Here is a 23960-nt window from a genome sequence, read left to right as displayed (position 1 = left end):
TCGCATACATTTCAATACTTTGATGCCATTTCAGTCAATTGTTAACAAATAACTTGTTAACAATTGCACTGGTGGTTATAATTACGTATTATTTGACAACTAGATGTCATCTATAAAGCATCACATTATCATTAAATTCACTACTTTTACATAAAAGGTCCTTATTTCATGCAAACACCCGTGATCCTTATCGTCGAAGACGAAGAAGTAACTCGCCTAAATCTGGTTAATTTATTCCAAGGTGAAGGTTATGAAGTCATCGAGGCGGTGAATGGCGAGGAAATGAATCAACGGTTAGCCGATACTAAGGTTAACTTAGTGGTAATGGACATTAATTTACCAGGTAAAAATGGTTTGATTTTGGCGCGTGAACTGCGTCAGAAAGAAAATATAGGTTTAATATTCTTAACCGGCCGCGACAGTGAAGTTGACCGCATTTTAGGATTGGAAATTGGTGCTGATGATTATTTAACTAAGCCTTTTAACCCACGTGAATTAACTATCCGTGCCCGTAATTTATTGAATCGTACTGTTGCTCAACCCGTTGTTGAAGAGCATAAAAGTGTGGTTAAGTTTAATGGTTGGACGCTAGACGAAAACAGCCGTAATTTAACTTCACCTAAAGGCGTTGCTCGTCGTTTACCTAAAGGTGAATATCGCGCTTTACGTTTAATGCTTGATACCCCAGGTAAAATTTTTAACCGTGAGCAATTAATTCGCCATATGACTGGCCGTGATTTACGTCCGAATGATCGTACTGTCGATGTGACTATCCGCCGTATTCGTAAACACTTCGAATCAGACGTGGAAAGCCCAGAGTTAATCAGCACTATCCATGGTGAAGGTTACCGCTTTGTTGGTAAGTTAGAAAAGTAATAGTTTTAAAATTGTTCTATATATTCTTCCAGAGCAGCCATGTGCTGCTCTGTTTCTAACTGAAAGTCTGCTAATTGCCGTTCTAAACCTTGCCAATTTATCTGCTCGTCTTCTAATTTAGCCGCTTGTTGTTGTACCCACATTAAACCAACTGTTGCAGCCGCACCTTTAAGCGTATGTGCCGCGTCTTTTAGTTCTGCTGGTCGTTGCTGAATGGCGGCTTCTAAGAGTTTATTCATATACCCCGGAAACAACTGGGCAAATAATAATGCACTGCGCTTCACCGAAGCCTTACCTAGCGAGGCTATATAATCATTTATAATGTATTTATTTAATATCTGCTGTTCTAGATTATGGTTAAACTCTTGCTTTTGTTGACTAAACTTAACCGCACTAGGTGAAAATAACTGAGCTAATTTATTATCTAATTTACTGGTATTTAAAGGTTTGGCTAGCGAACCATCAATTTTAATCCCGGCTAATTGCTGCTCGGCTTTGCGCACATTGGCGCTTAAAACAATGATGGGTAAGTTTTTCAAATGCGCTTCGCTGCGAATAAATTTAGCAATCTCAGTCCCTTCCATATCGGGTAATTGCATATCCAGCAGCACTAAATCAATATCATCTTCGGTATCTAACAAGGCTAGCGCATCTTCACCGGTTTCTGCGTGCAATACTGAATGGCCACGTTGTTCTAATAAGGCGATAGCAATATCGGCATTAAGCGGAATATCTTCAATCAATAAAATAGTTAAGGCTGGACAACTGACAACAACCTCTTCTGGCTTGGCTGTAATTTGGGTTGGAATACACAGACTAAAACGGCTGCCTTGGCCCATAGTACTGGTTAATTCAATACTACCCTTCATAGCTTCAATTAGGGCTTTAGATACCGATAAACCTATGCCTGAGCCTACTATGCTTAACCGTCGGCCATCTTGCGACTTATAATACATATCAAAAATACGCGTTTGTTCGTCAGGGTCGATACCAATGCCGGTATCAATAATATCGAAGTTAAGTGCTGGCGTGGTTATATCCAAATCGCAGTGCAGGGTAATACTACCTGTAGCGGTAAATTTAACCGCGTTATTTATAAGGTTCCACAAAATTTGCCGTAGCCGAGTAGGATCTAATGTTAGGTAGTAATCGGTATTGCTGGTTATATCTAACTTAAACTCCAGACCTTTTTGCTGACAGAGTAATTCAGCAAAGTTGGCAATATCACTAACAAACTGACTTAGCGAGATACTTTGTTCAACAATATCTAAATCTTGGCGATCTATTTTATCTAAATCGATAATATCGTTAAAAATATTACCCAAGGTTTCAGCACTACTAAAAATAGTATTAGCCCAAGCATGTTGCTGATTATCTAAATCGCTTTGTAATAGACGCCGGCTTAAGCCAACGACACCATTAAGAGGGGTGCGTAATTCATGACTTAATGTGGCGATAAACTTACCTTTATCCAAGTAGGCTTTTTCTAAGGCTTGTTCGGCTAATTTACGTGATGTGATGTCACGACCAAAGCCTAATAAGCCTATATAACGGCCTTGTTTATCATAAAAAGGCACTTTGCGTACTTCTAGCCACAACAATTGACCATTATCTTTTATAAACTCAACATCTAAAATTAACTCTGTGCGTAAGCGTGATACCTCTTGCTGCTCAGTTAAAATGGCGGCTTGGGCACTATCAGCGGCAAATATTTCTGCTGGATAACAGCCTATTAATTCAGATGCTGTTTTACCCATAATAATTTCAAACATTTTATTACAGCTAGCAAATCGGCCAGTTTCATCACGGTAATAAAATAAATCGGGCGAGCTATCGACAATAGAGCGGATTAATAAGGCTTGGTCATCGAGTTCTGTCTGGGCTTTTTTTCGTTCTGCTATTTCTCGTCGCAACTCATCAATAGCACGGCGCTTAGCCTGAAACGCTTTTTTTCGTTCTTCTATTTCATAATTTAACTGGCGAATATTGTCTTGCATACTTTCATTTAGTAAGCGCTCTTGATGAGCTGAATCTTGTAAATAAGATAAAGCCGCATCAAGATGCAACACTAAATAAAACATAAACGCGATAAATATTGGCCCCAGCACAACAGCTAAAAGCATTGAGCCTTTAACCAGGTTCCAGTCTATCTGATTAGTTGAAACCACACTGGCTGCGGTACTTATAGCCGCAGCAAAGCACGCAATAATGAATAAACAAGATATTGCTGATCTAAGCTTGCCCCATTGGCGGATCCAATGGGCCAAAGCTCTAATTTGCGGGTGAACTGGACTCTGCATCAGCGCTTAACTTTAGTAAGTAAAAACCCACTACAGTTTATATTATTGGCTGAATATCGACCAGAACATTGCGATAAGAACAGTATTGTACCTCTGCACCTTGTTGACGGTATACCCCTTGACGAGTATGCGAACTATGATCTTTATATAAAGTTATAGCATGACCTTGCCCTACTCGCACCGCTTTACCATCTGCTTGGCGGCTTTGGGTTAAACATAATAATTGCGCCAATTGACGATAATTATCACGCTCAAAAATATCTCCTGAAACTAACATTGGCATTTGCATGGTATTGGGTGCAAATTTCCAGTCTGCAAATTGAGTTCTGAGCAAACCCTGCTTTAATTCAGCTGTATCATCACGAGTTAAATAATGTGTTGTTACTTGTTTCAGGGTTAAATTACCCCCCTCACCTGTTGTTTCAGTACTCTGATTATCAACCAGGAAAACGCCATTTTCACCTAATACTTTAAATTGAATGACTTGCTCATTATCGGCCGTTGCTTGTAGTTTCACTAGTAAAGCGGTGTTTTCATCGATACCAAAACCAAATTGGCTTTGGCTGTCGTGTAATAAGCGAATCATACGACCCTGCCTACCTTGTTCAGATAATTGACTATCCAGCACGCCCCACGGAAATAAGCCTAAGCCACCTTGGCTATTAAAGGTTAAATGATGCTCGGCTAAGCCATTTATACAACTTTGGTCCTTATCACAGCCCCCTTCTGGTGCTGGCAGGTCAAAAGCACCAAATTGCATAGCACTATAACTGTCACCATTAGTTAGCATGGGGGTTCGAATGCCTTGGTAGCTGCGACCAGACAATGCTGCTGACGCTCGGCTATTGGCTGCTAATATAATATGGCCAGCTTTAACCATGCGATCTAGCTGTTGTAACTCAGCTGAGGCAGAACCATCTTGTAAACGCAAAGCTTGAATAATCTGACTTGGCTTTCCATCGGCAATAAAAATAGCATCTGCACGTTTTAACTGGTTGACTGCAGCTTCTGTACCCGCTTGGCAGAATGTTTCTAATTCTGCCATTAACTGCGGATAAACCCGTTGCCGCTGATAACTGCCGTGATATTCGGCTAACAATTGCGGTAATTGTTTACAAGCTGTTTTATCAGTATCTCGCTGCTGTTGCGCTATTTGATAAGCTGCATTAATAGGAAACCAACTTGCCGTTGCCCCCGCTTCTGTAAATAAATTAGTATAAAAGTCTACATCAGCAAAAGGGTCTCTAGCGCCAGCTGTAACGACCAAAATTCTTGGTTTGCGCAGTGGCCCTGCTACTTGGCGTGCTAACTCGACAATTTTACTATAAATTTCTACTGAGAATCGGTCTGTGGTTTGACTTAAATCGGCATATTCTTTTTTACGGTCATTATTGCGTTTATTTGTATCTGTTGGCACCAACACTTGTAATTGGTCAAAAACAAAATTGATTTCGCGATCGGTTAACGCAGCATAAACCACTCGACCTGATATCCAAACGCCGTCAACTTCAACATCAGCACCGCGAAAATAACGCAGTAATTCACGCTCAGTTATCAGTTCGTTGTTTAAGCGATTGGCAATATGCTGCAGCAACGCTATAACTTGTTGTTGTTCGATAATACGTTGCTCGCCCCAAAAATCTGCCAGAGCAACATTTTTGATATTGTCACTCGTTAAACCAAATTTAGTGGTGCCTTTAGCTGCATCCGTAAATACATCTTTGCTGGTGCAGAACCGAATATCAATTGAGCTACAAATCTTTAAACCGTCGCCAATTAATACCATATTATAGTCAGGTGTATTATTTGCTGCCGAGCTCACGCTATTAGCAGCAGTGACTGAACAGGCCATTAAAATAGTTGATAAATACAGGCTTAGTAATTTCATTATTCTCTTTCTTATTCTTAAGCGCAGTTAACATCATGTCACGAAGGTGACACTTACCCTATAAATTATAATGCCATAGATTATCCTTTATTGACTTCTTTGCCAATTAGCAACAAACAACAATATTAATTAATCCAATCAATTAATCCCACTCTTACAAAGTCAGTACCTAGCATTGCGAATAACAATGCAACTTAACACCATAAATATTCACAAGTGACTTTGCGTTTAAACAGCTGTTTTTGTTTTTATTAAAATCTTTGATAAAGAGCAATACCACGACATATCGTACGAAAAACAGGCTTAAATAACTTGCGCTAGGTTTAAAAGCAGGATATATGTAAGTGTAAGCGTTTAGATGGCTAAGTATTTAATCGCTTAACTGCTAACAAGACGTGTGTCTTCCAGTCGTTAATAATGAATATAAAGTTACATTGTTAGCATGTTCAGTAAAGTCTGAGTGAGGTAAATAATGACGTTATACCACCATAGTCAGGCTAAAGATAATTGTGGTTTTGGCTTAATAGCCCATCTTGAAGGCGTGCCAAGCCATAAAATTGTCAGAACGGCGATCAGTGGCTTAGCTAGAATGCAACATCGTGGTGGAATTTCAGCCGATGGTAAAACCGGAGATGGCTGTGGTTTATTACTGCAAAAGCCGGATAGTTTTTTTCAGGCATTGGCTCTTGAGAATAATTGGCAACTGGCTAAACAATATGGTGTTGGCATGTTTTTCTTTAGCCAAGACCCTATTAAAACCGCTCAAGCTAAAGCCTTTATAGAACAACAAGTACAACGCGAGTTTTTAACCTTAGTTGCTTGGCGCACAGTGCCAATTGATAGCAGTGTATTGGGACCTTTAGCACTTAGCTCTATGCCTAATATTGTTCAGCTTATTGTTAATGCGCCAGCCGGCTGGAGTGAGCATGATTTAGAGCGGCGCTTATATATGTTACGGCGTCGGGTTGAAAAACATTTATTCGATGATAATGAATTCTATATAGCCAGTTTATCTTCTCTGGTAATTGTATTTAAAGGCTTAATGATGCCGGTAGATTTACCGCATTATTATTTAGATTTAGCCGATATTCGGCTGCAAACAGCGATTTGTTTATTTCATCAACGTTTTTCTACCAATACTCTACCCCGTTGGCCCTTAGCCCAACCGTTTCGATTTTTAGCTCATAATGGCGAAATTAATACCATTACCGGTAATCGGCAATGGGCACGGGCGCGGCAATATAAATTTCGATCACCTTTATTACACGATTTGCAAGATGCCGCCCCCTTTGTTAGTCAAACCGGTTCAGATTCCAGCTCTTTAGATAATATGTTGGAGTTACTACTCGCTGGCGGTATGGACTTATTTCGCGCCATGCGCTTACTGGTGCCACCAGCATGGCAAAGTAATAAAGTGATGGACGATAACCTAAAAGCTTTTTATGAATTTAATTCCATGCATATGGAACCTTGGGACGGCCCAGCAGGTATTGTTTTAACCAATGGTAAACATGTTGCTTGTAACTTAGATCGCAATGGCTTGCGCCCTGCCCGCTATGTTATTACCCGCGATAAGCTAATTACGTTAGCTTCAGAGGTCGGCATTTGGGATTACACGCCTGATGAAGTGGTCAGTAAAGGCCGAGTTGGCCCAGGTGAAATGCTAGCGATAGATACCAGCAGCGGAAAAATTTGGCATTCAGATGATATTGATAAAGAGCTAATGCAGCGCCACCCCTACCGGCAATGGTTGAATAATCATGTGCAACGCTTAGTGCCTTATGAAGAGTATGAAACTGATCTTATTGGTCAGCGTTTATTCACTGACGACACCATGAAAATTTATCATAAACTGTTTAATTATAGTTACGAAGAGATAGAGCAGATAATTACCGTACTGGCAAAGGATGGTCAAGAGGCGGTTGGCTCTATGGGCGACGATACCCCCATGGCCGTTTTATCGCGCCAGCCTCGCAGCTTTTTTGATTATTTTAGGCAACAATTTGCCCAGGTTACTAATCCGGCTATCGATCCGTTACGCGAAGCTCATGTTATGTCGCTCGCGACAAGCATTGGCCGCGAGCAGAATGTGTTTACCGAAACTGCCGGCTATGCCCGGCGGATCCAGTTTGCTTCACCCATTTTAATGTACTCTGATCTGAAACAACTGAAGCAAGCAGATGAAAACCACTATCGGCAGCAAAAATTTTCACTTAACTTCGCACCCAGTCAGCAAGATTTAGCCCAAGCGATAGCACAACTCACTAGCAATGTTATAAATGCGGTGCGTGAGCAACAAGTGGTAGTGATTATTTTATCTGATCGCGATATTGATCCAGAGCAACTGCCGATCCCAGTGGCCATGGCGGTTGGCGCCGTACAGCAAGCTTTAGTGCAGGAGCAACTGCGTTGCGATGCTAATATTATTGTCGAAACCGCCGCTGCCCGTGATTCACATCACTTTGCCGTCTTACTTGGCTTAGGTGCTACCGCTATTTATCCATTTATGGCCTACGAAACCGTTGAGCAATTGGTTAATAAGGGTCAAATTAATCTTGAAGCCCGCCAAGCAGTATTAAATTATCGCAAAGGTATTAATAAAGGCTTGTATAAAATCATGTCCAAAATGGGCATTTCAACCATCGCAAGTTACCGTTGTGCCAGTTTATTTGAAATAATCGGTCTAGCTGAGGATGTGATGCAGCTTTGCTTTAGCGATTTGCTGTCCAGAATTTCCGGCGCCAGCTTTTTGCATATCGAGCAGGATTTACAGCAATTAGCTAAACAGGCATGGTTAAAACGCAAAGCGGTAAATCATGGTGGTCTCTTAAAGTATGTGCATGATGGGGAATATCATGCCTATAACCCAGATGTGGTGCTTAGCTTACAAAAGGCGGTTTATTCCGGACGATATGAAGACTATCAACGCTATAGTCAATTAGTAAATGAACGCCCTATCACCCATTTACGGGATTTATTTAGTATCAAGCCTAGCCATGAGCCTATCGCTTTAGATACCGTTGAAAGTGCCACTAGTTTATATCGCCGTTTTGATAGCGCAGCTATGTCGATTGGTGCCCTAAGCCCCGAAGCGCATGAAGCCTTAGCTATTGCCATGAATCGTTTAGGCGGGAGGTCTAATTCTGGTGAAGGTGGTGAAGATCCTCGGCGTTTTGCCACTGAGAAAAACTCTAAAATTAAACAGGTGGCTTCCGGTCGCTTTGGCGTCACGGCCCATTATTTAGTTAATGCCGAAGTGATCCAAATTAAACTGGCTCAAGGCGCTAAGCCTGGTGAAGGTGGCCAGTTACCAGGAGAAAAAGTAACCGCTGAAATTGCAAGGTTGCGATACTCAGTACCGGGCGTTACTTTAATTTCACCGCCACCGCATCACGATATCTATTCTATAGAAGATTTAGCCCAGCTGATCTTTGATTTAAAGCAAGTTAATCCCAAAGCATTAGTTTCGGTAAAACTAGTCTCAGAACCAGGGATAGGAACAATTGCCACCGGTGTGGCTAAAGCCTATGCCGATTTAATAACCGTGTCGGGCTACGATGGTGGCACCGGTGCCAGCCCACAAAGCTCAGTAAAATATGCCGGTAGCCCATGGGAGCTAGGTTTAGCTGAAGTGCATCAAGCCTTAGTTGAGAATGGCTTAAGAGATCGCATTCGCTTGCAAGTTGATGGCGGTTTAAAAACCGGTTTAGATGTCGTTAAAGCCGCTATTTTAGGCGCCGAAAGCTTTGGATTTGGTACGGGCCCCATGGTGGCTTTAGGCTGTAAATTTTTACGCATCTGCCATTTAAATAACTGTGCAACGGGTGTTGCTACCCAAGATGAAACTCTAAGACGAGATCATTTTACGGGCTTACCAGAACGAGTAATGAATTACTTTAGCTTTATTGCTGAAGAGACTCGACAGTTAATGGCCCAACTTGGCGTAACAGAGCTAACCCAATTAATTGGTCGTACCGATTTACTTGACATCAAAGCCGCTGAAACCCAAAAGCAAGCCAGGCTAAACCTTACTCCTATCCTAGCGGCTAGCGGAGTTAAGTCAGCACAAGCGCTATTTTGTGTGCAAAATAATACCCCGTTGGATCAAGGCAAGCTTAATCAGCTATTACTAGCCAAGTGCGAGCAGATGATCCGACACAAAAGCGGCGGTCATATTAATTTACCTATTCAAAACACTGACCGTTCGGTAGGTGCCGCATTATCTGGCTTAATTGCTAGTATCCACGGTAACCAAGGCATGGCCACCCATCCTATTCAATTAAATTTTACCGGTACTGCCGGCCAAAGTTTTGGGGTATGGAATACCGGTGGTTTACATATGTCACTGCAAGGTGATGCGAATGACTATGTAGGCAAAGGCATGACCGGGGGACAGTTGGCCTTGTATCCGCATCGCGGTGCTCAGTATGCTAAGCCCGGCTTTACCATAGCGGGTAACACCTGTTTATACGGTGCTACCGGCGGCTATTTTTATGCAGCCGGCTCGGTGGGTGAACGTTTTGCGGTGCGAAACTCAGGTGCTATTGCGGTGGTAGAGGGCTGTGGTGATAACGGCTGTGAATATATGACCGGTGGTGTGGTGGTTTTACTAGGGGCTACTGGTATTAACTTTGGCGCCGGCATGACGGGCGGCTTTGCATATTTACTGGATGAGTCAGCCGATCTTGAGCTGCGGCTTAATGCCGAATTAGTTGAAGCCTTAGAAGTTGCTACGCCTATATTGCAAGAGCATCTGCGCAGTTTACTACACCAACATGTTGAACAAACCGGCAGTGCTAAAGCGCAACATATCCTGAATAATTTTAGCCATTATTTAGCCCAGTTTAAGCTAGTTAAACCAAAAACTAGTGATGTAAATACCTTATTAGGACATCGCGCTCGCTCATCAGCTGAGTTACGAGTCCAAGCCATGTAACTTAATATTAAGTAAAGCAAAGAGGCGTTATGGCACAGAATATATATCAGTTTCTCGACGTCAAACGGATTGATCCGCCAAAACGTTCGCAGCAAGAGCGCACTATTGCTTTTGTTGAAATTTATCAACCTATGAGCCAAAACCAAGTAGCTGGTCAAGCCGATCGCTGTTTAGATTGTGGTAATCCGTACTGTGAGTGGAAATGCCCTGTACATAATTATATTCCGCAGTGGTTAGAACTGGCGAACGAAGGCAGAATTATTGAAGCAGCTGAGTTAGCCCATAAAACTAATAGCTTACCTGAGATATGTGGCCGAGTGTGTCCGCAAGATAGATTATGCGAAGGGGCCTGTACGTTAAATGAAGGCTTTGGTGCGGTGACCATTGGTAGTATTGAAAATATATTACCGATACCGCATTTGCCATGGGCTGGCGACCTGACTTATCGGCCGTGATAAAAACCGAGCGTAAAGTCGCCATCATTGGTGCCGGACCCGCAGGTTTGGCCTGCGCAGATGTGCTAATCCGCAATGGTGTATCGGCCGTGGTGTTTGATCGTTACCCTGAAATAGGCGGTTTACTCAGTTTTGGTATACCGCCGTTTAAGTTAGAAAAAAGTGTGCTGCAATTGCGCCGGGAAATTTTTACCGACATGGGTATCGAGTTTCGCTTAAATACGACTGTAGGTGTTGATATCAGTTTTGAGCAGTTAACAACCGACTATGACGCTGTATTTTTAGGCCTAGGTACCTATAACGCCATTCAAAGTGGCTTAGTGAATGAAAATGCCAGTGGTGTCTACCAAGCTCTGCCCTATTTAATCGGTAATATTAATCAGCTTATGGGCTGGCAAACTGAGCATACTTTCGTTGATTTAAAGCATAAAACTGTATTAGTGCTTGGTGGTGGTGATACCGCTATGGACTGTGTTCGCACCGCTATTCGCCAGGGTGCCACTAAAGTAAGCTGTGTTTATCGCAGGGATCAAACCAGTATGCCTGGGTCGGCAAAAGAAGTGCAAAATGCTCGGGAAGAAGGTGTCGAGTTTTTATTTAACTTACAACCCGTCAGTATTGAAGTAGATGAGCAAGGTAATGTAATTGGCGTAACCGTTGTCCGTACTGAATTTAGTCAGCCAGATGCTAGTGGTTGGCGTCAGCTGCAACAAGTTGCGGGTTCAGAGCTGCAATTAGCTGCTGATGCCGTGATCACCGCTTTTGGCTTTCAACCCAGCCCACCACAGTGGTTAACGGATCTTGGTATAGCATTAGATAATAAAGGCCGAGTGATTGCTTCAGAACATAGCAGCTATGCCATGCAAACCAGTACTGAGAAAGTGTTTGCCGGTGGCGATATGGTGTTAGGTTCAGACTTAGTGGTAACCGCTATCGCCCAAGGCCGTAAGGCTGCTGAAGGTATGCTGGATTACTTGCAGGTCTAAGTGGTGATGACATTGGTGATGACAGTGGTTATGACTGTCGCCCCAAGTCAGTGCATGGGGCGACGGCTTAAGCTACATTTATGGTTTAATTTACCATCGTAATATAGGCTAACGAACTAACCGCAATGGCTATCCATAGTAGTACCGCTAAAATCATTGGTTTAGCCCCAGCGTCACGCATTTTTCGCAGGGTAATACCGGCACCAATAAAGAACAAACACACTACTAAGGTACGTTTAGAAATAGCAAACAACACATCATAAAATGAGCTAAATTGCGGTAAAAAATAACTAATTAGAATGGCTGCAATATAAGCCAAGATAAAGCCAGGTATGCGGATAGATTTACTGTTACCCCCAAATGCCATGGACGATATTAATGCCACTGGCACTATCCATAAAGCCCGGGCTAATTTAGTGGTCGTCGCCACTTCTAACGCTTGATCGCCATAACTAGATGCCGCACCGACAACGGAAGAGGTGTCATGAATAGCAATGGCACTCCATAAACCAAAGTCATATTGCGACAACTCTAAGTAATGACCTACCAGCGGAAAAACAAATAAAGCAATGGAGTTAAGCACAAAGACGCACGCTAACGCGATAGCTATCTGCTCAGCTTTAGCTTTAATTGCTGGTGCTACGGCTGCTATAGCGCTACCACCACAAATTGCAGTACCGGCACCAATTAGATAGCCGGTTTTTTGGTCAAGTTTTAGTAACTTAGTGAGTATTAGCCCCAGTACTAAGGTAAATACAATAGAACCCACTACTAACGGTAAGCTTTGCTGACTAATCTCAATTGCTTGTTGCAAATGAATACCAAAGCCTAACCCCACAATGGAAATGGACAACAAAGCAGGTGTCAAAGCCGCTATATTGATTGATTTCGGTAATAGGCCAAATGAAGCTAATAAAAAGCCTAAAATTAAGGCGATAGGTGAACTAATTATAGGAAATAAACAAAGTACGGCTAATGCACTAAATAGCCAAAAACGGCCATCTTTAATAGCAGGGTGTGTCAGCATAAAAATAGACTTAGATAAATTAAACCGCGCCTATTATAGTCCAATTTTAGTGCGTTCGTTTAACATCTTAACCAATTACGACCGCATTCTAGCGTTTTTTAGTTTTACAAAATAATCTATAATCAACCCGTTGTGCCTAGTAATTAACGGCTTAACTGATTACAGTGAAGATTATTCTATTTATTGGCTGGGAGCGCCATGAATCAGCCGAAACGAGTTGCAGAAATTATTTTAAAAGGCTTTCGTCGCCATTTTAATTTATTTCAAGCCATTACCGCCAAAGCCAAGCAGCGCTTTGAGTTAGCTGATTGGCAGGCTTATCAGCGCGATAGTTCACAGCGTATTTCCTTTTATGATTTGCGAGTTAATGAAACTATCGCCCAGTTAAAGCAGCAATTACCTGATGAATGTTTAAATGAAGCTTTATGGCAACAAGTTAAGCAACATTATATAGAGTGCTTAACTTTTCACCCGCAAGCAGAATTAGCCGAAACATTTTATAACTCGGTATTTTGTCACCTATTTGATCGTAAATACTTCCATAATAATAATATTTTTGTTGAGTCGACGCTAAATAAACAATGCTTACCCGCCCCTATTGCCTCGGTATATCAAAGTTACTTTCCGGCTCAAGATGGTTTAAAAGCCACTTTACGCCAGATTATTGCCAGCTTTAACTTTGCTACGCCTTTTATTGATTTAGATCGTGATATTCGGTTAATGGTACAGCACTTTATCGCCCAATCTAGCCATGGTAAACGCGCTATTTATCAAATTAGATTTGATATCTTAACCTGTTTGTTTTTTCGTAATAAAGCCGCGTATATTGTTGGTCGCGCGGTGACTCCTGATGGTCAGCAACCTTTTATTATTCCTGTTTTACACAATGAGAACAGGGGGTTATTTATTGACACTTTAGTTACTGACCCGATGCAAATGACCATTATTTTTGGTTTTTCGCGGGCATACTTTATGGTGGCTACCCAAGTACCTTCGGCTTTAGTCCATTTTTTACGTGAAATATTACCGCATAAAACATTAGCAGAATTATATGCCTGCATCGGATTACATAAACAAGGTAAAACCGAATTTTATCGCGAGTTATTAACCCATTTAGGCCAAAGCAAAGATCAGTTTGTAGCTGCCCCAGGTATCCGCGGCATGGTGATGATGGTATTTACCCTACCCTCGTTTCCCTACGTGTTTAAAGTGATTCGGGATAAATTTGCACCTAGTAAAGAGTTTGGTCGTGAAACGGTTAAAGCACGCTACTTTTTAGTTAAAAAGCATGACCGAGTGGGTCGTATGGCTGACACCTTAGAATACTCTTATGTTGCCCTCCCCAAAAGTCGCTTTTCTGCCGAGTTACTCACCGAGCTAGAGCAATCAATTGCCGGCTCAATGACGATTGAAGATGACTTAGTGATTATTAAGCATTTATATATTGAACGGCGCATGCTGCCTCTTAATTTATATTTAGACCAAGCCTCTGATGCCGAGCAAGCGATAATTATGGATGACTATGGCAATGCGATTAAAGAAATGATCGCCGCTAATATTTTCCCTGGCGATATGCTACTAAAAAACTTTGGCGTCACTCGGCATAAACGCGTAGTGTTTTATGACTATGATGAAGTGCAATATATGCTTGATGTTAACTTTAGAAGTTTTCCAAAAACGGATAACTATGAAGATGCTATGTTTGCTGAGGGTACGGTCTGTGCAGCACCCGGTGATGTATTTCCTGAACAAATGGCTACTTTCGTCACTCCACAGCCTAGCATCCGCGCGTTGCTATTTGATAAGCACCCCGAGCTTTTAGATGCTAAATACTGGCAACTTAAACAACAAAATATACGCCAAGGCTTAGTTGAAGATATTTATCCATACCCAGATGAAACCCGCTTTTATCATGATTATTGATGCCTTAGCGGGTCTTAGTTAACCTAAGCGAATAAGCGGGTTATGCTACAATCCATTCAATACTTACAATACGCAGTTTCATTTTACGCTTAACAGAAAATATAGGTTATATGAAAATATATGTAGATGCTGATGCCTGCCCAGTAGTAATTAAAGAAATTATTTTTCGCGCGGCAGAGCGCAAACAAATTCAGACTATTTTAGTGGCTAATCAGTTAATTAAAGTGCCGCCTTCGCGCTTTATTTCGGCGTTACAAGTATCCCATGGCTTTGATGAAGCTGATAATGAAATAGTCCGCCGCTGTGAAGCAGGTGACTTAGTGATCACTGCTGATATCCCGCTAGCTGCTGAGGTATTAGAAAAAAATGGCTATGCATTAAACCCGCGTGGTGAGCTATATAGCCACGATACCATTAAGCAAAAACTCACTATGCGGGATTTTATGGATAACCTACGTGGTAGTGGCGTGCATACCGGTGGTCCACCGCCATTAAACCAAAGCGATAGGCAAGCTTTTGCTAATAAGTTAGATGCCTTGCTGCAGCGCTATAGCGGATAGTTTTAAGCGTTGAGTGTTAAGTGTTTAGTTAATTGAATGGACTGGCTAAGATAAATTTTTGAGGTTCGGTTTTACCCTAAACTAACCATTAGCCCTGGATGGGCGGAAGTGAGCCCCCAGGGATGGGTTTACGGCGTGTTAGTGTGGGTATACCGAACCGTATATATACTTAAGTGTTGAGTTTTTATTTTTTAGTGTGGGTAAACCGAACCGTATATACACTCAAATTTAGATTTAAATTTAACGTTGCAGTTACCAAGCGGTTAGTTGTAGCTGGGATGCAAAGCTGTGCTTAATACCGCTGACTGGATCAATAAACTGCAATTCTTTAGCTAATAACTGCAATGGCGTTGCAAACTGCGGGGGCTGCTTAGGTTGTAATTCGGGGTAGTAAATATCATGTAATATGGGCATGCCTAAGCTAAGCATATGTAAGCGTAACTGGTGGGTTTTACCGGTTAACGGCATCAACGTAAATAAACCTTTGTCACCTTGCACCTTAGTTAAGCTGATCTCAGACTCGCTATTCGCTTCCCCTGCTACTATATGATTAATAAAACGCGGATTGGCTTTTTCGATCCGATTTTTAATCTGCCACTCTAGCGGTAACGTTTCTGTTTCCAACTGCTGTTTTACTGCGGCTGATAACATAGCTACCGCTTGATATTGTTTGCTAATCGTCTGACCACTAAACAGGGCATAATAGGCAGCCCTACTTTGCGGGTTAATTGAAAATAATACTAAGCCAGCGGTATCTCTATCCAAACGATGTAACGGCACGATATCAGTTAGCCCGGTTTGCCGTTTAAGTCGTGCCAGTAAACATTCATTAACGTATTGACCACCGGGGGTAACCGGCAAAAAATGCGGTTTATCGGCAACAATAAGGTGTTGGTCTTGATATAAAATCTGATGTGAGAATGGCACTTCTGGCTCAATTTCTACTTCGCGATAATAACAGAGCAGCTTGCTAGGCATAAAGGGTGTTTGCTCCGTAATACACTCGCCCTGATGCCAATACACTTTGCCATCAGCAATGCGCTGCTGCCAAACCTGTGGCGCAATATACGGAAATTTGGCGCATAAAAATTCAAATACAGTACCAAAGCCAGCTGCATCAGCTGGTAATGACACTTTTGACGCTTGTGCAGCAATAGACACGTTGACACCCTTTAGTAAAATTTAGTACTGAATAATTTCGGCCTAAGCCTAACACAAAGCTTATGTTATATAGGCTTATATGGTTTTATCTACTGTTATATATCCGTTTGGTTGCAGTTTGGTTGTAGTTAGGTTGTAGTTTACTACTACTCAACGCTAAAATAGCCAGTGTTATATTCTCGGCTGAACTTGCTGTGTGGTATATTTATATCGTCATTCTAGGTTATCTATCTATGTTAATTAAGTGCTCATACATCCATGCCACATAACAATTCTGTTTTAACTCTGCGTAATCAGCAATTGGTTTTATCGACTCGGGTTTTCAATGCTAGGGGCAGTAAAGTAGTACGCTGCGAGCAGTGTTTACTGCCAAGCTCAGCCTGTATTTGTGACGCCAAACCAGATGTCGCCAGCCATAGTGCTTTTTGTTTTATTATGTATACCGGTGAGTGCTATAAACCCAGTAATACCGGCCGTATTATTGCCGATGTTATTGCTGATAATCATGCTTTTGTTTGGGATAGAACAAAGCCTGATATTGATATGCTAGCGTTATTAGCTAATGAGAAATATGCGCCTATAATCGTGTTCCCACAGCAATATGCTGAGGCTGAGCGCTGCATTGATTCTCCGTTACAAGTCGCTAATACGGATAATAGTAAAATCCCATTATTTATAATGCTCGATGGCACTTGGCGCGAAGCGAAGAAAATGTTTAAAAGCCCTTACTTAGCAACGCTGCCCGTGTTGGGTATTCAACCAGAGCAAGCATCAAGTTATCAGTTACGCGAGGCCGCGCATTTACATCAACTCTGTACTGCAGAAGTGGCGATAGAAGTATTAAAGTTAGCGCAAGATAACGCGGCAGCAATGGCGTTAAGCCATTACTTTAACGAATTTCGCCGCGCTTATATTATTGGCAAACCCCATCTCAATTTAACGACAAATTAACCTTATCTAAGCTATCGTTCAGCTTAATTAATTCATTATAAGCCCTGACAATATCAGCAGAATGACTGCTTTGGCTTATACTTAAAGCTCCTTCGTACAGGAGCTTGTTATGCCATTGGTCAATCTCAGGCAATTATTATGCTTTAATGCCTATTACTGGTTAGCTATTTTTATGATGGGCGTCATTAGCTCATGGCACGCTAATGCCTTATACGATAAAGCTTTTAACTGGCGCTATTTACCCATGTTATTAGCCAGTGAGCTGTTTGCTATGTTGTTAACAGCAATACTAGTGATGTGGTCATATCGCCGCCTGCAACCTCATCGTTTTAGCAGTTGGCGGCTATTAAGCGCCGTTGCCGTTGTTGCAGCGTTATATATTCCTGCAGAAAATGCCATGTGGATGTTACTTTGGGAGCAGGAAGATATTAATTTGCGGATGTTAATCAGTAATCTTGATACCGCCGTATTAGCCTTCTTTGTTTGGACCGCTTGTTATTTAACTATGCTAGAGCATCGACAACAACGAATAAACTTAGCTGAAAGCAATAGATTAAGCCATAAAATACAACAACTTGAGCTGCAAGCTTTAAGTCATCAATTTAATCCGCACTTTACCTTTAATGCCTTAAATTCACTCTGTGCGCTACTAGAAGCTAAACGCTATGCTGATGCCGAAATTATGTCCGAACAGCTCGCCAGTTTTTTACGTTACTCGCTAAGTAAGTCTGCAGACAGCCTAGTGTCTTTAGCTGATGAACTCGCCGCGATTAATGCCTATCTACAACTGCAAAAAACCCGCTTTGGCAATAAGTTAAAAGTAAACTGGTGCATTGATAATAAATTAAAACAGCAACATATTCCGGCTTTATTGCTACAACCCATCATTGAAAACGCCATTAAATATGCGGTTGCTAATAGTAAGCAAGGTGCAACTATTACTATAAGTGCTCAACGCCAGCAACATAACTTACATCTAAAAATTGCCGATGACGGTCCTGGCGAGGCTTTAGCTAACAATAACAGCGGCGCCGGTGTTGGCTTGAATAATATCCGCAATCGGTTATTGCAGCATTTTGGCGCAGCTGCTCAACTACAAACGTCAGCCTCAGCTCAAGGCTATACCGTAGATATTTGTCTGCCATGGCAGGACCGATAATAATGCAGCAAGCTAAGTTACAACCACGGATCCATTTCGGTTACTGGCATTTGTTGTATTGGTTAAGTTATTTGCTGGTTAAATATACTCATCTTACTATTCTAGTGCCACTGCAAGACGAATCGGCCTGGCCCTATTTGTGGATTTATAGCCTAATTACCCTGATTAATATTATTGTTACCGGTATGCTGGCGCAGCATGAGCTTAAAAGTCAACGGCCGTTATTCAACCAATTACAGCGGCTACTTTTAGTGTTGATCCCGCTTTGTTGCGTGCTGGTGGTGTTACGCCAGTCGCTGGTAATGAGCTATGCCACTACCGCTTTAAATGATGTTGACTCGATCCTAAAATACGCGACTGCTTTTATGTTAGTGCTGTTACCTATAGCCGGTTGGTTAGCGGTATTTATGTTAATAAAAGCCAATCAATTACATTTATCTGGTCTGTTACAACAACAACGGCTAATCAAAAAAGCCCGACAAGCTCAACTAAAAGTATTACGTTATCAACTTAATCCGCACTTTATGTTTAATACCTTAAATGCGCTTAACACGCTAATCATCGAACATAATGGTGCAGCAGCAGAACAATTAATTGGCCATTTATCTACTTATTTACGCCATTCATTAACTAACCAACATGATCAGTTTATCCCGTTACAACAAGAATTGGATGCGTTATACGCTTATATGGCAATTCAACAAGTCCGTTTTGGCCAGCGCTTACACCTAGATTGGCAAATTCCGCAACACATAGTGAAAGTGCGGATCCCGCCGTTGTTATTGCACCCTTTAGCAGAAAATGCCATCCAATATAGTGTGGCAGAACGAGCGGGTAAAATTGAGCTTAACATCAGTATCGAGTTAACTCAGTCCACATTAACGATATGCTTGGCACAACCCAGTGCCAGCGCTGAGGATAAATGGCCACAACAGCAGTACCCAACCAATTTACTTAATTTAGCCCAGCGCCTAGAATTATTATTTGGCACTAGAGCAAACTTGCTCTTAGCCAATAGTGATAACGGCTTTTTTAGCCAGATTACTTTACCCAGGGAGCCTTTAGATGACAGCGCTTAAAGTTATTATTGCTGACGATGAGCCGCTGGCTATCAGTAACTTAAAAGCCAAGCTCGCCACCTATCCTAACTTAGTTATTATTGGCTGTTTTGATAATGGCGATGACACGCTAAGCTGCATCCAGCAAACACCTGATATTGATCTGGTGTTTCTTGATATTCAGATGCCTGGCATAAAAGGCATTGATATCCTTAAAAAAACCAATAAGTCATGCTCGATGAGTCGGCCGCTTTTTATTTTGGTTACAGCCTATGATAAGTTTGCTTTTGCCGCTTTTGAACACTTTGCTTTTGACTATCTATTAAAGCCAGTCTCACGCCAGCGCCTAGCGCAAAGCTTGGTCAATGCCTGCACAGCTTTAAATAAACCGGTACATTTTGGCCAGCAATCCGTTAGCACTAAGTTAAGCTTTAAAACCGGTGCCACGGTACTACTGCTGGAGGATGTAGAAATATTAATGATAGAAGCTGCCGGTAATTATATGTGTATTCATACCCTTAACGAAACTATGGTGATCCGCGAGACCTTAAAAGAACTATTGCTACGTTTACCTGAGCAATTTGTTCAAGTACATCGGTCGATATTACTTAACTTACACCATGTGCATAAGCTGCAACCGCATAATAATGATTATCAATTTATCTTAAGTAATGGCCAACAAGTTCATGCCTCTCGTCGCTATAAAACTAACTGGAGCCAACAACTAACAACACTGTTAGCGCAATAATCATCCGCTTATCCCTAGTTAACATCGGCTCGTCACTTAGTAACAACGTCTAACCCGCTTACCCCAATTAGGCAGAAAAAAAGCTTAGGTACTGCCAGACTCTCTTCGTGGCAAACGCCATAAAACGCAGAGGATAGAACAATGAAAACCGCACTTATTTTCACAATCTCTCTGGCGAGTGCAACTTTCGCAGTACCCGCATTTAGCCAAGACTATGAACCAAATAGCTATATTCATACTGCATTAGTTCAGGTTTGTAGCGAAGCAGCCCAAGATGATCGAGTTGGTTTACATAAAACATTACGCTCTCACCGTATTAGCAAACAAAATGCGGTAGAAAAAGTCATGTGTAATGGTAAACGCTTAATGGCTTTTGCTGAATTTAATCAAGCATATAGAGTTAGCTCTATGCTAAAACCTTATGCAGATCGGATTAAAGGTCGGGTAATTATTCAAGATGTAACCGCCCCACCAGCGAACTAATAACAACTTGTTGTCTTAAGCTCTGAGCCAATCATTATTAGATTAAGGGGAAGCAGTTAACTGCTCCCCTTGATATTATTAATTAGCGCTAGTATCCAACACAGCAAAGCTTTTCACTAAATCATCTACAGCTTTCATTTGCTGTAAATAAGCTTCTAATTTGGCTAATGGTAAGGCACAAGGGCCATCACACTTAGCTTGATCGGGATCAGGATGGGCCTCTATAAACAAGCCGGCTAAGCCTAACGCCATGCCTGAACGTGCCAGTTGTGCCGCTTGGGCACGGCGACCATCAGCGGAGCTTTCTCGACCACCTGGTTTTTGTAGGGCGTGAGTGGCGTCGAAGATGACAGGGCCATATTGCTTCATCTCATCCATACCCAGCATATCAACCACTAAATTATTATAACCAAAGCTAGAGCCGCGCTCGCACAGCATAACTTGCTCGTTACCAGCTTCTTTAAATTTAGTGATAATATGGCGCATTTCATGTGGCGCTAAAAATTGCGGCTTTTTAACGTTTATTACCGCGCCCGTTTTCGCCATAGCAACCACGAGGTCTGTTTGCCGAGCTAAGAATGCGGGTAATTGAATGATATCCACTACTTCTGCTACAGGTGCGGCTTGAAAAGGTTCATGAACATCGGTAATCAAGGGCACATTAAATGTCCGCTTAATTTCTTCAAAGATTTTTAAGCCTTCTTCTAAACCTGGCCCTCGGTAAGAATGCACCGATGATCGATTAGCTTTATCAAAAGAGGCTTTAAACACATAAGGAATGCCCAGTTTTTGGGTCACTTCAACGTAATGCTCTGCCACGCGCATAGCAAGATCACGTGACTCTAATACGTTAATGCCGCCAAATAACACAAAAGGCTTATCATTAGCGACTTCGATACTATTATTTAGCTTACCCACTTTAATAATTTGCTGCGTCATACTATTCCTGCCTCACTTTTATCAGAGTCTGTTGAAAACCAGGCTTGATTAAAACATGCTAATAAATACTGGCTGCTTAGTAATAGCAACCCGGATAGCTAAGGCTAACCAACCCAAGGCACCTAATAAACAAAACCAGCGAATTGCTATAGTGCGACCTTTAAATGCCATAACGCCCAAAATTATATAAGCAATAACAGCAAATAACTTCTCAGTAAGCCACGGATTAACGAACGGGTATTGCTTTAAAACCAGCATTAAGCCAACTGCCGATAACAATAAAAAGGTATCGATGACATGTGGCGCAATTTTAAAAAACTTACGCTGCAACAGCGGCGCTGATTTTAAGCTCATAACAAAACGGACTAATAAAAAACTAACACTAACAAACACTAACAATAAGTGAGTATGTTTAAACGCCATATACATTGATGATTATCCTTTTGATAAAATATAACGGAATAGCCTAACTTAGCAGTTAGAAATTAATTACAATTAGGCTTAATTGTAATTAATTGAGCCAACACCCGCCGGTTATACGCCAATTAGCGCCATAATCTTGTTTAGACTCAACTTGAGTAAAACCTTGTTGTTGTAATAAGCTTTGTACTGCTTCGGCTTGATTATAACCATGTTCTAACCATAACCAACCATTAGTGGTTAAATACTGTGGAGCCTGTTGAATAATATAGCGAATATCTGCTAATCCATGCTCAGCTGAAGTTAAAGCTGTTATGGGTTCAAAGGCTAGTGCTGCTAAATGCTCATCGCTGCTGTCGATATAAGGGGGATTGCTAACAATTAAATCAAACTGCTTTGCTTTTAAGGCGCTAAACCAATTGCTTTCTAACACCTGACAATTGGTTAGCTGTAATTGCTGCTGATTACGCTTAGCAAGGGCTACTGCATCTTGTACATAATCAACTGCCGTAACTTGCCAATGCGGTTTGTTTTTAGCTAAGGCTAAAGCAATAGCCCCCGTACCTGTGCCTAAATCCAATACTTTCGCTGTTTTGGGTAACGGCAAGCTTAGCGCTTGCTCAACTAAGCATTCAGTGTCGGGTCTTGGGATTAACGTACAAGGCGCTACTTCTAGCTGTAAATCGTAAAAGTGCCAATAACCAAATAAGTAAGCCAAAGGTTGGCCACTACTGCGTTGTTCAAGCAAGCGGCTGAGTTGCTGTAATTGATCAGTGCTAAGTAATTGCTCCGCTTCGCTATATAAGTAGCTTGGTTTAACGTGGAGTACGTGGCATAAACAGAGCCTAGCTTCAATATCAGCTGTTGGGCTGACATTGGCTAATGCCGCTCTCGCCTGTTGCTGCCATTGCCTTATACTGATGTTTTGGCTTTGGTTTGGAGTTAGGCTCATGCTCTGATCACTATCACTTAGCGATTATCCACTTAGCGATTCTCTTCTGCTAATGCGGCTAACAAATCAGCTTGATGCTCTTGTTTTAGCGGTTCTATTACTTGGTTTAAATCACCTTCCATCACATCTAATAACCGATAAATGGTTAAGTTAATGCGATGATCAGTTAAACGGCCTTGCGGGAAGTTATACGTCCGAATGCGCTCTGAGCGATCGCCACTGCCGACTAATGAGCGTCGGGTCGATTCTTCGGCTAAGCGACGTCTTTCATCTTCGGCTGCTTGAATACGCGACTGCAAAACACTCATAGCTCGAGCACGGTTTTTATGTTGCGAGCGTTCATCTTGACACTCAACCACAATACCCGTGGGTAAATGGGTAATCCGGATAGCCGAATCGGTTCGGTTAACGTGCTGACCACCGGCGCCTGACGCACGAAAGGTGTCTACTTTTAAATCAGCAGGGTTAATCTCAATTGCTTCGCTTTCTGGCACTTCTGGCATAATGGCTACAGTACAAGCTGAAGTATGCACTCGGCCTTGTGATTCTGTATCTGGCACACGCTGCACGCGATGGCCACCGGATTCAAATTTTAACGAACCATAAGCGCCCTCGCCTTGCAGGCTGGCAATAATTTCTTTATAGCCACCATGCTCACCTTCGTTAGCGCTAACCACTTCTAGTTTCCAACGTTGCTTTTCAGCAAAGCGGCTGTACATCCGAAACACATCACCAGCAAAAATAGCGGCTTCGTCACCACCCGCACCCGCACGAATTTCAATAAAACAGTTACTGCTATCATTAGGATCTTTTGGTAATAATAATATTTGTAAATCGCTTTCTAATTGCTCAATCCGTTGCTTGGCATCTTTATATTCTTCTTGCGCCATTTCCCGCATATCCAGATCGCTATCTTTTTGCATTTCCTCTGCGGATAACAAATCTTGCTTAGCTTGCTGATAATCTGTAAATGCCTTAATGATGTCTTCTAACTGGCTATATTCTTTAGAAAATTCACGATAACGGTTTTGATCACTAATAACTGAAGCATCACTTAATAATGCTTGTAGTTCTTCATGGCGCTCAACCAATCCTTCGAGCTTGCGATATACCGATTCATTCATGCTTTTTTTACCTG

17 protein-coding genes and 1 pseudogene are annotated in these 23960 nt (G+C 41.9%); 10 read left to right on the top strand and 8 right to left on the bottom strand.

Annotated elements, in window-relative coordinates; all coding sequences use genetic code 11:
- The first annotated feature begins 168 nt into the window (after positions 1-168).
- Complete coding sequence (arcA, locus tag BI198_RS05915; protein ID WP_070048726.1) at positions 169-876, top strand: two-component system response regulator ArcA; 708 nt, start codon at positions 169-171, stop codon at positions 874-876.
- 5 nt (positions 877-881) lie between these two features.
- Here the strand turns inward: arcA and BI198_RS05910 are convergent, their stop codons facing one another.
- Entirely contained in the window at positions 882-3176 is a 2295-nt protein-coding gene (locus BI198_RS05910) for an ATP-binding protein (RefSeq protein ID WP_070048725.1), read from the bottom strand.
- A 37-nt stretch (positions 3177-3213) separates the two neighbouring features.
- Positions 3214-5064 carry a type 1 glutamine amidotransferase family protein gene (locus BI198_RS05905; RefSeq protein ID WP_235605257.1) on the bottom strand — a complete coding sequence of 617 codons (1851 nt, stop codon included), beginning with the start codon at positions 5062-5064 and terminating at the stop codon, positions 3214-3216.
- A gap of 472 nt (positions 5065-5536) precedes the next feature.
- Here BI198_RS05905 and gltB point away from each other — a divergent pair, with 472 nt between their 5' ends.
- Together gltB and BI198_RS05895 are read left to right on the top strand one after the other, a co-directional pair.
- Positions 5537-10000 (top strand): glutamate synthase large subunit, encoded by a 4464-nt coding sequence (gene gltB / locus BI198_RS05900; protein WP_070048724.1) that lies wholly within the window; start codon positions 5537-5539, stop codon positions 9998-10000.
- A gap of 29 nt (positions 10001-10029) precedes the next feature.
- Positions 10030-11441: pseudogene (locus BI198_RS05895) on the top strand (FAD-dependent oxidoreductase).
- Positions 11442-11526: 85 nt separating this feature from the next.
- Here the strand turns inward: BI198_RS05895 and BI198_RS05890 are convergent.
- Positions 11527-12468 (bottom strand): YeiH family protein, encoded by a 942-nt coding sequence (locus BI198_RS05890; protein WP_070048723.1) that lies wholly within the window; start codon positions 12466-12468, stop codon positions 11527-11529.
- Positions 12469-12666: 198 nt separating this feature from the next.
- On the opposite strand from BI198_RS05890, the gene aceK reads away from it, so the two are divergent.
- Positions 12667-14391 (top strand): bifunctional isocitrate dehydrogenase kinase/phosphatase, encoded by a 1725-nt coding sequence (aceK, locus tag BI198_RS05885; protein ID WP_070048722.1) that lies wholly within the window; start codon positions 12667-12669, stop codon positions 14389-14391.
- Positions 14392-14501: 110 nt separating this feature from the next.
- A complete protein-coding gene (locus BI198_RS05880; protein WP_070048721.1) occupies positions 14502-14951 on the top strand; it encodes a YaiI/YqxD family protein in 450 nt (149 codons plus the stop codon).
- 252 nt (positions 14952-15203) lie between these two features.
- On the opposite strand, the gene BI198_RS05875 is transcribed toward BI198_RS05880, so the two are convergent.
- A complete protein-coding gene (locus BI198_RS05875; protein ID WP_070048720.1) occupies positions 15204-16112 on the bottom strand; it encodes a pseudouridine synthase in 909 nt (302 codons plus the stop codon).
- 258 nt (positions 16113-16370) lie between these two features.
- Between BI198_RS05875 and BI198_RS05870 the strand changes: the two genes are divergently transcribed.
- The 5 genes from BI198_RS05870 to BI198_RS05850 all read left to right on the top strand — a co-directional run bounded on the left by BI198_RS05870 (position 16371) and on the right by BI198_RS05850 (position 20511).
- A complete protein-coding gene (locus BI198_RS05870) occupies positions 16371-17063 on the top strand; it encodes a tRNA-uridine aminocarboxypropyltransferase (RefSeq protein WP_070048719.1) in 693 nt (230 codons plus the stop codon).
- 109 nt (positions 17064-17172) lie between these two features.
- Positions 17173-18222, top strand: a complete 1050-nt coding sequence (locus BI198_RS05865) for a sensor histidine kinase (protein ID WP_070048718.1) — start codon at positions 17173-17175, stop codon at positions 18220-18222.
- Complete coding sequence (locus tag BI198_RS05860) at positions 18207-19301, top strand: sensor histidine kinase (RefSeq protein WP_235605256.1); 1095 nt, start codon at positions 18207-18209, stop codon at positions 19299-19301. The genes BI198_RS05865 and BI198_RS05860 overlap by 16 nt, the downstream gene beginning before the upstream one ends.
- Entirely contained in the window at positions 19288-20028 is a 741-nt protein-coding gene (locus BI198_RS05855) for a LytR/AlgR family response regulator transcription factor (protein WP_070048716.1), read from the top strand. The genes BI198_RS05860 and BI198_RS05855 overlap by 14 nt, the downstream gene beginning before the upstream one ends.
- Positions 20029-20169: 141 nt before the next feature.
- Positions 20170-20511, top strand: coding sequence for a DUF3718 domain-containing protein (locus tag BI198_RS05850; protein ID WP_070048715.1), 342 nt, complete (start codon positions 20170-20172; stop codon positions 20509-20511).
- Positions 20512-20589: 78 nt separating this feature from the next.
- On the opposite strand, the gene kdsA is transcribed toward BI198_RS05850, so the two are convergent.
- From kdsA to prfA, 4 genes are all read right to left on the bottom strand, one after another.
- Entirely contained in the window at positions 20590-21450 is an 861-nt protein-coding gene (kdsA, locus tag BI198_RS05845; protein WP_070048714.1) for a 3-deoxy-8-phosphooctulonate synthase, read from the bottom strand.
- 48 nt (positions 21451-21498) lie between these two features.
- On the bottom strand, positions 21499-21879 hold the full coding sequence (locus tag BI198_RS05840; protein WP_070048713.1) for a SirB2 family protein: 381 nt from the start codon (positions 21877-21879) through the stop codon (positions 21499-21501).
- Positions 21880-21961: 82 nt separating this feature from the next.
- Positions 21962-22822: a peptide chain release factor N(5)-glutamine methyltransferase gene (gene prmC, locus BI198_RS05835; protein ID WP_070048712.1), complete on the bottom strand. Its 861-nt coding sequence runs from the start codon at positions 22820-22822 to the stop codon at positions 21962-21964.
- A gap of 32 nt (positions 22823-22854) precedes the next feature.
- The gene (prfA, locus tag BI198_RS05830) at positions 22855-23946 is read right to left on the bottom strand and encodes a peptide chain release factor 1 (RefSeq protein WP_070048711.1); all 1092 of its coding nucleotides are present in this window, start codon (positions 23944-23946) and stop codon (positions 22855-22857) included.
- Positions 23947-23960 lie beyond the last annotated feature (14 nt).

This window comes from Rheinheimera salexigens (genome assembly GCF_001752395.1).
Classification (GTDB): Bacteria; Pseudomonadota; Gammaproteobacteria; order Enterobacterales; family Alteromonadaceae; genus Alishewanella; species Alishewanella salexigens.
This window is presented reverse-complemented; position numbering and strand designations above follow the sequence as displayed.